The sequence below is a fragment of the Kribbella sp. NBC_00662 genome, assembly GCF_041430295.1.
Lineage (GTDB): Bacteria > Actinomycetota > Actinomycetes > Propionibacteriales > Kribbellaceae > Kribbella.
The window spans coordinates 5,922,455-5,934,521 of sequence record NZ_CP109029.1 but is presented as its reverse complement, the minus strand read 5'-3'; the positions used below and the strand labels follow the sequence as shown (position 1 = coordinate 5,934,521).

The following is a 12,067-nucleotide window of genomic DNA, read 5'->3' as shown; positions in this document are numbered from 1 at the left end:
CAACGATGACTCAACCCTTCGATGCCGCCGCCGCGTCGGCCGCGTACAACAATGCGCTGCAGGTGATCGCCGCGGTCGAACCGACCATCGCCGGCGCGATCAAGGCCGAGCTGGCCGACCAGCGCTCCTCGCTGAAGCTGATCGCGAGCGAGAACTACGCCTCCCCCGCCACCTTGCTGACGATGGGCAACTGGCTCTCGGACAAGTACGCCGAGGGCACCATCGGCCACCGCTTCTACGCCGGCTGCCAGAACGTCGACACCGTCGAGCAGGCCGCCGCCGACCACGCGCGGGCCCTGTTCGACGCACCGCACGCCTACGTCCAGCCGCACTCCGGCATCGACGCGAACCTGGTCGCGTTCTGGGCGATCCTGGCGCAGCGGATCGAGTCCCCGGCGCTGGCCGAGGCCGGCGCCAAGCACGTCAACGACCTGTCCGAGGACGACTGGACCAAGCTCCGCAAGGCGCTCGGCGACCAGAAGATGCTCGGCATGTCACTGGACGCCGGCGGTCACCTGACGCACGGCTTCCGGCCGAACATCTCCGGCAAGATGTTCAACCAGCACTCCTACGGCACCGACCCGGAGACCGGGCTGCTCGACTACGACGAGGTAGCCCGCAAGGCCCGCGAGTTCAAGCCGCTGATCCTCATCGCCGGCTACTCGGCGTACCCGCGCAAGGTGAACTTCGCCAAGATGCGCGAGATCGCCGACGAGGTCGGCGCGACGCTGATGGTCGACATGGCGCACTTCGCCGGCCTGGTCGCGGGCAAGGTCTTCACCGGCGACTTCGACCCGGTCCCGCACGCGCATGTCACGACGACCACGACGCACAAGTCGCTGCGTGGCCCGCGCGGCGGCATGGTCCTCTGCCAGCCGGAGTACGCCGAGTCCGTCGACCGCGGTTGCCCGATGGTGCTGGGCGGTCCGCTGAGCCAGACGATGGCCGCCAAGGCGGTCGCGCTGGCCGAGGCGCGGCAGCCGTCGTTCCGTGAGTACGCGCAGGCGGTCGCGGACAACGCCGTCGTACTGGCCGAGGGTCTGATGAAGCGCGGCGTGAAGCTCGTGACGGACGGCACCGAGAACCACCTGGTCCTGCTCGACGTGTCGTCGTACGGCATCACCGGCCGGCAGGCCGAGTCGGCGCTGCTCGACGCGGGCATCGTCACCAACCGGAACGCGGTGCCGCGCGACCCGAACGGCGCCTGGTACACCTCGGGTGTCCGGATCGGTACGCCGGCACTCACCACGCGCGGGTTCGGCGCCGACGAGTTCGACCGGGTCGCCGAGCTGATCGTCGACGTACTGTCCTCGACCACCCCGACGACCACGTCCGCGGGCGCCCCGTCGAAGGCGAAGTACGTCCTTGCCGACGGCGTCGCGGACAAGACCCGCGCCGCCTCGGCGGAGATCCTCGACAAGCACCCGCTGTACCCGGGCCTCGTGCTCAACTGATCCTCAGCTCATCACTGGCTGCCCGCTCCCGTCCTGGGGGCGGGCAGTCTTCTTCTTCGGCATCAGCACCGCCGCGAGGATCGCACCTGCGACGGCGATGCCTCCGGAGACCCACATCGTGGTGTTCAGACTGGTCATGAAGGCATCGCGGACGTTGGCGAGCAGGTGCGGCGAGCCAGCCTTCTCGGCGACCGCAAGTCCGCCGCCGAGGCTCTTCTCGACCGCGTCCGCGACCTGCGCCGGGAGCCCGGTCGTGTCGACGTTGTGGCGGTAGACCGAGTTCAGCACGGTCCCGAGTACGGCGACGCCGACCGTGCCGCCGACCTGCCGGAACGCCTGCAGCAGACCAGATCCGGTCCCGGCCCGCTCCGGATCGAGTACGCCGAGCGCCGCGTTCATTGCCTGCGGCATCGAACAGCCGAGCCCGAATCCGACCACCACGAACCAGATCGCCGTGTAGCCGTACCCGGTCCCGAGATCGGTGAAGGCGCCGAGCACGAACCCGACCGCCATCACCACGAACCCGGCCATCACCACCAGCCGGGTGCCGACCTTCGAATCGACCGGTGACGCCAGCTTCGCGCCGACCGTCATCCCGCCGATGAACGGCAGCAACTTTAGCCCGGTGTGCAACGCGTCCGATCCGTTGATGCCCTGGAAGTACTGCGGCATCGTGAACAGCAGGCCGAAGATCGCGAACACCGACACCGTCAGCAGTACGGCGCCTCCGGTGAACACCCGCTCGCTGAACAGCCGCAGCTCGATCAACGGCTCCCGGTTGCGCCGCTGCCAGACCAGGAATCCGGCGATCAGTACGACGGCCAGCCCGAGGAACAGGATCGTCACACCGTCGGTCCAGGACGTCTCGCCGGCCTTGGTCACGCCGTACACCAGAGCAGCCAGGCCCGTACTCGACAGCACGATGCCGAGCCAGTCGATCGCCGGCCGGTTCGAGCTCCGCGTCTCCGGGACGAGCAACGAGACCGCACCTGCGGCGATGAACGCGATCGGGACATTCATCAGGAAGATCCACTGCCAACCGGCGTGGTCGAGCAGCAGGCCGCCGACGATCGGGCCGAGCGGCATACCGATGCTGTTGGCAACCACGAAGAACCCGATCGCCTTCTTCCGCTCCTCCTCGGTGCGGAACAGCACGGTGATCAGCGACAGCGCGACCGGGACGATCATCGCCGCACCGATCCCGAGGAACGCGCGGGCGGCGATCAACTGGCCGGCCGAGTCGGACAGGGCACACGCCAGCGACGCGAGGCCGAACAGGGTGAGCGCGATCGCGATGATCTTCCGCCGCCCGAACCGGTCGCCGAGCAGACCGGCGGGCAGCAGCAGCGCCGCGAGGACGAGGTTGTAGCTGTTCGCCATCCATTGCAGCTGGCTGGTCGACGCGTCCAGGTCCTTGGCGAGCGTCGGCAGCGCGACGTTGAGCACGGTCGTGTCCAGGCCGAGGACGAGGACGGCGAGACACAGGGCGATGAGTACGCCGAAGCGGCGGCCGCCGGTGAGCGTCGGCGCTGCGGTGTCGGTGGTCGTGGTCATGGATTCAAATTATCAGAAGTTTGTGATAATTGCGATAGATCAAATTACTGTAAGCTTCAACCATGGCGGAGGAACCGAGTCTGGAGGCCGTGAGCCAGTTCGTCGAACGGTTCGCGGGCGTGCTGGCCAACAGCGGCGTACCGACGATGTCGGCCCGGGTGATGGGCGCGATGCTGGTCAGCCCGACCGGCACGATGACGGCGGCCGAGCTGGCCGAGGCGCTGAAGATCAGTCAGCCCGCGGTGTCCGGCGCCGTACGGCAGTTGCTGCAGGTGTCGTTCATCTCCCGCGAGCGGCTGCCCGGTTCACGCAAGGATCATTACCGCATCCGCGAGGACGTCTTCGCCGCGATCCTCGAACGCCGCAACCTCGCGCTGAGCGAGTGGGAGTCGACCAGCCGCTCGGGCGCGGCGCTCTTCGCCGCCGACTCCCCTGTCGCACGCCGGCTGACCGAGGCCGCGGACTTCTTCGCCTTCATCCACACCGACATGGAACAGATGATCAAGAACTGGCGCGCGGACCATCCGGGATGAGCCGGCCCCTCGTTGGTACTGCGTGGCTGGACAGCGACGATCGGATTCGCTGGGAGACGCGCATCATGCGCCGTCGCGTCCCGCTCTACCGGATCGGCATCGCGGCGCTGCGTGGTCTCAACGCGCTGACGGGAGGTCCTTCGCTGAAGGTCACCCGGTGGGAGCGGGTCGGGTCGAACGGCGAGACGTTCGTGATGGACAAGCTCGAGACGATGACCGGGCGGACGGATCATCCGGTCACCTCGCGGGCCGAGTTGCGGGCACGGACCTCGTTCGCGTCGCGGTTGGCGAGGGCGATCTCGGCGGACGAGTGGCCGCAGATCATCGCCGAGTACGAGCGGCGCCGGCGGGGCGAGCGTCCGCAGTACCGCTATGTCGGGCATCGCCCGTTGAATGCCGAGTCGCACGCGCTGATGGACGAGGCATGGGTGCGGGGTGAGCTGCCGACGGATACGTTCCGCGCGTGGAATGTGCTGAAGTTCGAGGATGAGGGGGCGTTCTACAGCGAGTTCTTCACCGACGGTGGGGCGCGCGGGTATCCCGGCGGCGAGACGAATCCCGGCTTCCGGCTGGGGCGGATCATGTTCGACGTCGGCTGGCGGGAGAAGGCGTCGCTGGCGGGTGAGATTCATGTACTTCGGCGTAGCCGTGTCCTCCGCGCGAAGGAACTCGTCAAGTTCTTGCGCATCGAGGTGAAGGAAGTCCTCCGCCCGCCTGCTCCGCCGGCCGCGCCGACCACCGCCGTACGCGAGGAGATCTATACGCCGCCGGTCGTCGCCGCGATCTCCGACTTCACCAAGCCCGAGCCGCTGCGCTCCCCGACCGCCCGCGGCGAGACCACTCCGGACCGCAAGCAGGCCTCAGCTGTCGACCTCGCCAACACCGTGGCAAAGGCCCTCCCACCCCCAGTCAGCGGACCGGCGGCGGAGGCAGCTCCACCAGCAGCAGGCGAGCGACCGCGAGCGCAATCTCGTCCGCCCCGTGCGGCGCAACAACCTGCGCACCCACCGGCAGTCCCTGCGACATTCCGGCCGGCACACTCACCGCGGGATGGCCAGTCACGTTGAACACCCAGCACGGGTCACCGGTCACGATCGTCTCCTCGTGCTGATCGTAGCCATGGGCAACAGTCAGCGTGGTCGGCGTCACGAGCACATCCACCTCGGCGAACAGATCGGCGAGCGCCGTGTTGTTCAAGTCCCGCACCTCCCGCGCCCGCCTCGCGGCGCTCTCCTCCACGCCACGCCCGTTGTCCAGGTCGGACAGCACCTGCCACGCCTGCTCCGTGGGCTGAAGCTCCAGCGGTACGTCGACCACCTCCACTCCAGCCGTCGCCACCCGCTCCCGCACAACCCGATCTACGCCCGGGTCAGCAGCAAACGCCCCAAGCGTCGACCGATAAGCAACCCGCCAAGTTCGACCCCCGATCGACCGGGCCGGGACCGGCCAGGGTGGGAGGGCGGTGGGGTCGAGGCGGTGAGGGCCGGAGGCGATGCTCGTCGCCAGGATGACGTCGTCGAGATCAGCGCCGATCACACCAGCTGTTGTCAGCCCGCCGAGCGAACGTCCACCCGGTCGCGGCACCCGTCCGTACGTCCCTTTGAAGCCGACGACACCGGAGAACGACGCTGGGATGCGGAGCGAACCACCGCTGTCGCCACCGGTCGCCAGCGGTACAACGCCGGCCGCGACCGCCGCCGCCCCGCCCGCGGTCGAACCGCCAGGTGAGCGCGACAGGTCCCACGGATTCCGGGTGTAATCGGATCCGTTCCAGCCGAAGGTCAACGACCGGGCACCCGGCCGAGCCCGGGTCGACCACCCGATCGGGATCGCGCCGGCCCCAACCAGTCGGGCGATGATCGGGGCGTCCGGTGGCGTGCGTGACTTGATCAGGAACGGCACTCCGGCCAGCAGCCCGCTCGGCTCCAACCGCTCAGCCGCCGCACGAGCACCCGCAGCGTCCAACTCGTCCAAGAAATGCAACACCGGATCGAGCCGCTCGGCCGCCGCGATCGCTTCCTCGATCACGTCGACCGCACTGACATCCCCGGACCGAACCCCACGCGCGATCTCGATCGCGCCCAAGCCGGTCATGTGGCCAGGAGGCTGTAGGCGAACGCGAGGCGTCGGTCGAGCCACTCGGCGGTGATGCGGATCGAGGTGGCAGAGACCATGACGAGCTCGGAGTCGGTGCGCCATTCGAGCGTACGAGATTTGGTGGACTGGTCGCCGCCTTCGTCGCCGATGCCGGTCAGGCCGTCCAGTACGCCGACGATCAGGCGCGACGCAGCCTTGACGGCCAAGCGACCGGGGCTGCCCGTCAGCCATTCGGTGCGGCCGAGGATCTCCGGGTGACCGGGTTGGTCGATCTTCCAGTTGGGGCGGAGGAAGCGGCGGGCCGGCGGGAGGCGAGTGATGGTGCCGATTTCGGCAGCGTCGGCGTCCTGCACCGACCACGAATGCTCGCCCGTCGCCACGACACGGCACAGCAGTTGGGTCAGGCCGGCGTCGAGGTAGAGCGAACGGTTCGGGCCGACGTACGCGTAAGGCTCGAGCACACGCTCGTCGTTCGAGCCCTGCACAGCGCGGATGGCGTTCGGGCCGAACTCGATGCGGGTGGCTTGCCGGATCACGTTGCCGAGGGTGAATTCCCCGACGTCCTCCCAGCCAGCCACCCGCGTGAGTTTACGTCAGCGCATAGACAGCGATCGCGGCGAAGTCGTCCGCCGGTTCCGCGGTCTGCCAGGACCGTACGTCGTCCACGTACCGCGAGTCGTGCCCGGTGTACTGCGCATACGGGTCCGACGCATCCGCCGGGCAAGGCGTCATCCCGTCGAGGTAGTCGTCGAGCCCGTCGGTGAACAGGTCGGCGGAGTTCGGCCCGTTGACGACCGCGCCGGTCAACTGCCGTCCGGTGATGTTCGCGATCTGGTGATGCGGGCAGCGCTCGAACGTCGGCCCCACGCCGATCATGAACGAGACACCCCAGGCATTCGCCCCGAAGGCCCAGTCGAGCTGGTGCTGACCGAAGCCGTCGTACCGATGGTCGCCCGTCGCCCGCGCATACAGGCGAGCAGTCGTCGCCAGCCCGAACGTGTGCGGTACGGCGTCGAACTCGGCGTACTGCGCCCCGGCCCGGAACGGATCCGCCGCCGACCGCGACGCCCCGATCTCCAGCTGCGCCCGCAGATCGCCGGCCAGCTCGCGAACCAGCGGCCGATCGGACCGTGCCGCGCGGATCAGATCCGCATGCGCCAACGCGCTCACGTCGTACAGGTTCAACGTGTCCCCGCCGGCCTCGTGCTGGATGTACTGCGAAGCCCAGTACCCGGCCTGCTTCAACCAGGCGCCGGCCCGCGGGTCACCCAATCGCTTGGCTGCCAGCGCCAGCTCGGTCGCACCCAACTCGAGGTCGTCGCGCCATGCCGTCTCCGGATAGAACGCGAACGGCAACGACGTCACCAACTGGCCCACGTTCGTCGTCTTGGCCTGGGCGAAGATCTGCGCGGCCGTCTCCAGATGCCGGCGCGCGTCCGCCCGGTTCGGCTCGACCTGTGCAGCCAGCGCGAACGCCGCCGCCGTCCGTCCGGCCAGGTTCGGGCTGATCGGCTTGCCCGGCGCGGCGGCCCGGAACACCGGCCGGTTGCGGAGGAACCGCTCGGAGGGATCGGTCAAATGATCGTCGACACCCGGCAGCCGCCAGATGTCGTGGTCGCCGATGTAGGTCTCGGTGTCATTGCCGGCTCCGACGCCGACCTGGATGTAGAGCGTGCGGGTCCGCTGGTCCCACATCTTGTCCAGCCAGTCCAGCCCGTGCCGCGCCTCGGCCAGCACAGTGCGGTCCGGCCTGTCCCGAACCGATGCCCACAGCAACGATTCGGAGTACGCCGCGATATGCGTGAACTTGAGGTAGTCGCCGGCGTCGTACCAACCGCCGGTGACATCGACCGGTCCGCCGATGCGCTTCAGTTCACCGACCGTCTGGTCGCTGTCGGGATCGACGAACTCGGGGATCTCGTAGACGAGTGCCTTCGCGTCGTTGCGATGAGCGTTGTCCCGCTGAGCCGTGAAGAAGCCGACGGCCTTGTCCTTGGCGCTCGTCCGCAATCGGTCCGAGGAAGCCCGCACCTCGAAGGCCGCCGACGCGACGCCCGGCACCTCGACCCGGTAGGACCCCGGCACCTTCAGCGCCGACAGATCCAGCTGATACACATGCGGGTACGCCGCGTTCCACTCCCCCACGTCCTTGCCGACCGCCCCGCTCAGCACCCGCCGTCCGTGACGGTCGACCACCGAGAACCGAGTCGCCACCGAACGACTCAGCACGTACGCCGCCTTGCTGTCGAAGGCGCCGTACCCGAGCTCGTTGACCCGCACCGCACCACCCGGTGCGGCCTGCCCCGTACCCGCAGCCGTAGTCACCGGTCCCACCACCAAACCCGCTGCCACCACCAGGGCTCCGAACCGACGCCAGGAGCTCACGATTGTCTCCCTCCGACCAATCGTTAGGAAAGTTTCCTATTGTGATCGGGACGGTAGCGCACGCCGACGCCGGAGTACAGGTTTCAGGTTCGCAATCGCGTCGCCGACCAGACCATCAGGGCCGCGAAGGTCGCGCCGAGCAGTGCGCACGCCGCCGCCACGCCGGTCAACGAGATCAGCGCACCGAAGCCGGTCATCGCGAGCGGCATCAACCCCTCGTCGGACAAGCTGACGATGCTCGACGTCCGGCCGAGGAACGCGGGATCGACGGTCTGCTGGAAGGCGCCGGACAGTAGCGCCGACGCGAGGCCCGCCGTACTGCCGATCATCCCCATCGCGACGAACACCGCCAACCTCGGAACCGAGCCGATCATCACGCAGCCGGCCGCCTGGATGACGAGCAGAAGCAGCCCGGCCCGGGCCGGCCGCTGCGGCCTCCAGCGCATCGCCAGTACGGCGCCGGCCGCAGCGCAGATGCCCGAGCACGCCTGGAACCAGCCGAGCGCCGCCGAACCCCAGCCGTCGACATGCACGCGCTGCACCAGACCCACGGACAGCACCGGACCGACGCAGAGGTTGAGCCCGAAGAACGCGATCACCAGCGTGCGCGCCGCCTCGTCCCGGCGGAGATAACCGAACCCGGCCGACAGGTCCTTCCGGATCGAGTGCCCACTCGCGGGCGGCTGCGAGAACCGCGGCCGCACCACGAGGCCGAGGACCAGCGCGATGACTCCGAACGAGACCGCATCCACGACCATCACCGTGAGCAGGCCGCCGTGCGCGACCAACAGACCACCCAACGGCGCGCCGACGAACACGGCGAGCCGGTTCGCCAACTGCCGACCCGCCGCGAGGGCGACCAGATCCTCGGACTGCACCATGCGACGCGGCAGCGTGCCCGCCGCCGGGTTGTAGAGCGCGTCGACCGCCCCGAAGACCACAGCGATCGTCAGCAGCAACGGGAGCGACACCTGCCCGGCCGCCACGACCAACGCCGCGACGACCAGTACGACGATCCGGCCGAGATTCGCGGCGATCATCGTGCGACGGCCGTCCAGCCGATCCGCGAGCGCACCGCCGAACAGCAGGAACAGCGCCCGCGGCAGCGCGCCGATCCCCATCACCAGGCCGGCCCCGGCAGGCGAGGCGACCTGCGCCGCGCTCCACGCAAGGCCGACGTACCACGCGACATCTCCCGCTTCGGACACAGCGCCGGACAGGATCCAGGCCTGCACCCGTCGATCCCGGCGCAGCGGAGGCAGGACCGCGGTCGATACGCTCACGGCCGGGCCGGTACGCCGTGCGCGAAGACGTAGACCGGTGTCGCGGACGGCTCGGTCGACGGGTCCTCGTAGTACTCCTGGATCAGGTCGCCGATGCGCTCGCTGAGCTCGGTCAGCCGCTCCGGGGTCAGCCGCAGCCAACTGTCGGTCGCGAATGCGGCCCGCGACCACTCCTCGCCGTACTCCGAGCGCAGGGCGAACCACTCGCGGACCTTGTCCGTGTGGTGTGTGACGTTCCTCTCCTCGGACACGGTTGCAATCAGCTCACCCGCGGGTTCGCCCTCGGCGTCCGCAACCGACCAGCTGTACGACTGGTGAGCACTGCGCCACCAGCGCTCCCGTCGGTTCTTCGCCAGCTCCGGCGCCTCCTCGATGACCTCGGCGGCCGCCAGCACTTTCAGGTGATGGCTGATGTTGCCGACGAGTTCGCCGGTCCGGTCGGCCAGTTGCGAGGCGGTGGCGGGGCCTTCGACGCCGAGCAGGTCGATCAGCCGCCGGCGCAGCGGATGGTGGATGGCGGCGATCACCGAGGAGCTCGCCGAACGACGGTTCGCGGGTGCCATGCGCCGTACCGTAGCTTCCACAAGAGCTCTTGTGCAAGAGTTCTTGTGGAACACGTTTCGCGCTGGGAGCAATCTCGATCAGACTGGTGGACATAGCCATATCGTGAGATTGCGTCTCAGGATCCAGGATTGACAGTTGCAAAGTCGGGCGCTGGCGCTGACGCTTGTGGACATGCTCGCTGCCCGATCCACCCACCTCGTAGGTCGCATTCATGTCGACCTCGGGCGGATGCGCAGCGCCATCTGTTGTCCTTCGATGTTCTGACAGCGACCCATGCCCGGGCCAATGACGGCCCCTGATCCCTCCCGATCACCGCTGGGTGCGCACCGCGCGGAACGCATCGAACCGACGACGCTTCGATCCTGCCGCACCTCGGTGAGCACCTGTCACTAGGACAAGGACACGTCCCCGATGACTGCTGGCGTCACCTCTCCGGCTGCCCGTAAACCGGCCCGCCCCCGCAAGGGCAAAGGCGAAGGGCAGTGGGCGCTCGGCTACCGCGAGCCGCTGAACAAGAACGAGGAGAACAAGAAGAACGACGACGGCCTGAACGTCCGGGCCCGGATCGAGAACGTCTACGCGCACCGCGGCTTCGACTCGATCGACCCCGCCGACCTGCGCGGCCGGTTCCGCTGGTGGGGGTTGTACACCCAGCGCAAGCCCGGGATCGACGGCGGCAAGACCGCGACGCTGGAGCCCGAGGAGCTGGACGACCGCTACTTCATGATGCGGGTCCGGGTCGAGGGCGGGCAGCTGACCGCCGAGCAGCTGCGGGTGATCGCCGAGATCTCCACGACGTACGCGCGCGACACCGCCGACATCACCGACCGGCAGAACATCCAGCTGCACTGGATCCGGATCGAGGACGTGCCGGCGATCTGGCAGAAGCTCGAGGCGGTCGGGCTGTACACGACCGAGGCCTGCGGCGACGTGCCGCGCGTGGTGATCGCCAGCCCGGTGGCCGGGATCGCCGCGGACGAGATCATCGACCCGACACCGGCCATCGACGAGATCGTCACGAAGTACATCGGGTCCGACGAGTTCTCGAACCTGCCGCGGAAGTTCAAGACCGCGCTGACCGGTCACCCGTCGCACGACGTGGTCCCAGAGGTGAACGACATCGCGTTCGTCGGTGTCGTGCACCCGGAGCACGGCCCGGGCTTCGACCTGTGGGTCGGCGGCGGCCTGTCGACGAACCCGATGCTCGCGCAGCGACTCGGCACCTGGATCCCGCTGGACGAGGTCGCCGAGGCGTGGTGGGGCGTCACCAGCATCTTCCGCGACTACGGCTACCGCCGGCTGCGGACGCGGGCCCGGCTGAAGTTCCTGCTCGCGGACTGGGGGGTGGAGAAGTTCCGCGAGGTGCTCGAGGACAAGTACCTCAAGCGCAAGCTGATCGACGGCCCGGCGCCCGAGGTCCCCGCCGTACAGGGTGATCACATCGGCGTGCACAAGCAGAAGGACGGCAAGTACTTCGTCGGTGTCGCGCCGGTCGTCGGCCGGGTGTCGGGCGCCAAGCTCGCGCAGGTCGCGGACGTGGTCGCGGCGCACGGGTCCAACCGGATCCGGACCACCGCGCAGCAGAAGCTGCTCGTGCTGGACGTCGAGGAGGCACAGGTCGAGTCGCTGGTGACCGAGCTCGCCGCGCTCGGGTTCCAGGCGCGGCCGTCGGCGTGGCGTCGGAACACGATGGCCTGCACCGGGATCGAGTTCTGCAAGCTCGCGATCGTCGAGACCAAGGCGAAGGCGGCCCAGCTGATCGACGAGCTCGAGGAGCGGATCCCGGAGCTCGACGTACCGATCACCGTGAACGTGAACGGCTGCCCGAACTCGTGCGCCCGGATCCAGGTCGCCGACATCGGCCTCAAGGGCCAGCTGGTGATGGATGCCAATGGCAACCAGGTGCCGGGCTACCAGGTACACCTCGGCGGCGGGCTGGGTCTGGACGCCGGCTTCGGCCGGAAGCTCCGCGGCCACAAGGTCACCGCGGACGACCTGACCGACTACGTCGAGCGCGTCACCCAGAACTACCTGAAGGAGCGCAACGAGGGCGAGCGCTTCGCCCAATGGGTCACCCGTGCGGATCAGGAGGCACTTACGTGAACGAGCGAAGCGAGTTCACCGACAAGCACAGCAGCTCATCGCTCATCGCCGACCGAGCGAAGCGAGGACGGCGATGAGTGAGCGTGCGGCACCT

At 68.5% G+C, this 12,067-nt stretch carries 9 protein-coding genes; 3 read left to right on the top strand and 6 right to left on the bottom strand.

Annotated elements, in window-relative coordinates:
* The first annotated feature begins 5 nt into the window (after positions 1-5).
* Positions 6-1,454 (top strand): glycine hydroxymethyltransferase, encoded by a 1,449-nt coding sequence (locus OHA10_RS29425; protein WP_371402002.1) that lies wholly within the window; start codon positions 6-8, stop codon positions 1,452-1,454.
* Between the two features lie 3 nt (positions 1,455-1,457).
* Here the strand turns inward: OHA10_RS29425 and OHA10_RS29420 are convergent, their stop codons facing one another.
* Positions 1,458-3,008: a DHA2 family efflux MFS transporter permease subunit gene (locus tag OHA10_RS29420; RefSeq protein ID WP_371402001.1), complete on the bottom strand. Its 1,551-nt coding sequence runs from the start codon at positions 3,006-3,008 to the stop codon at positions 1,458-1,460.
* A gap of 62 nt (positions 3,009-3,070) precedes the next feature.
* Here OHA10_RS29420 and OHA10_RS29415 point away from each other — a divergent pair, with 62 nt between their 5' ends.
* Positions 3,071-3,541, top strand: coding sequence for a GbsR/MarR family transcriptional regulator (locus OHA10_RS29415; protein ID WP_371402000.1), 471 nt, complete (start codon positions 3,071-3,073; stop codon positions 3,539-3,541).
* A gap of 909 nt (positions 3,542-4,450) precedes the next feature.
* Here the strand turns inward: OHA10_RS29415 and OHA10_RS29410 are convergent.
* The 5 genes from OHA10_RS29410 to OHA10_RS29390 form a co-directional block, all read right to left on the bottom strand.
* The gene (locus tag OHA10_RS29410; RefSeq protein ID WP_371401999.1) at positions 4,451-5,635 is read right to left on the bottom strand and encodes an amidase; all 1,185 of its coding nucleotides are present in this window, start codon (positions 5,633-5,635) and stop codon (positions 4,451-4,453) included.
* The gene (locus OHA10_RS29405; RefSeq protein ID WP_371401998.1) at positions 5,632-6,216 is read right to left on the bottom strand and encodes a hypothetical protein; all 585 of its coding nucleotides are present in this window, start codon (positions 6,214-6,216) and stop codon (positions 5,632-5,634) included. Before OHA10_RS29405 ends, OHA10_RS29410 begins: the two co-directional genes overlap by 4 nt.
* A gap of 10 nt (positions 6,217-6,226) precedes the next feature.
* On the bottom strand, positions 6,227-8,023 hold the full coding sequence (locus tag OHA10_RS29400; protein WP_371401997.1) for a glycoside hydrolase family 9 protein: 1,797 nt from the start codon (positions 8,021-8,023) through the stop codon (positions 6,227-6,229).
* A gap of 83 nt (positions 8,024-8,106) precedes the next feature.
* Positions 8,107-9,306 (bottom strand): MFS transporter, encoded by a 1,200-nt coding sequence (locus OHA10_RS29395; RefSeq protein WP_371401996.1) that lies wholly within the window; start codon positions 9,304-9,306, stop codon positions 8,107-8,109.
* Positions 9,303-9,869, bottom strand: coding sequence for an ArsR/SmtB family transcription factor (locus OHA10_RS29390; RefSeq protein ID WP_371401995.1), 567 nt, complete (start codon positions 9,867-9,869; stop codon positions 9,303-9,305). The genes OHA10_RS29395 and OHA10_RS29390 overlap by 4 nt, the downstream gene beginning before the upstream one ends.
* 412 nt (positions 9,870-10,281) lie before the next feature.
* Here OHA10_RS29390 and OHA10_RS29385 point away from each other — a divergent pair, with 412 nt between their 5' ends.
* A complete protein-coding gene (locus OHA10_RS29385) occupies positions 10,282-11,973 on the top strand; it encodes a nitrite/sulfite reductase (RefSeq protein WP_371401994.1) in 1,692 nt (563 codons plus the stop codon).
* Positions 11,974-12,067: the final 94 nt, after the last annotated feature.

Coding starts and splice junctions, on each gene's coding strand:
- OHA10_RS29415 (WP_371402000.1), top strand. CDS start 3,071: ATGGCGGAGGAACCGAGTCTGGAGGCCGTGAGCCAGTTCGTCGAACGG.
- OHA10_RS29425 (WP_371402002.1), top strand. CDS start 6: ATGACTCAACCCTTCGATGCCGCCGCCGCGTCGGCCGCGTACAACAAT.
- OHA10_RS29420 (WP_371402001.1), bottom strand. CDS start 3,008: ATGACCACGACCACCGACACCGCAGCGCCGACGCTCACCGGCGGCCGC.
- OHA10_RS29385 (WP_371401994.1), top strand. CDS start 10,282: ATGACTGCTGGCGTCACCTCTCCGGCTGCCCGTAAACCGGCCCGCCCC.
- OHA10_RS29390 (WP_371401995.1), bottom strand. CDS start 9,869: ATGGCACCCGCGAACCGTCGTTCGGCGAGCTCCTCGGTGATCGCCGCC.
- OHA10_RS29410 (WP_371401999.1), bottom strand. CDS start 5,635: ATGACCGGCTTGGGCGCGATCGAGATCGCGCGTGGGGTTCGGTCCGGG.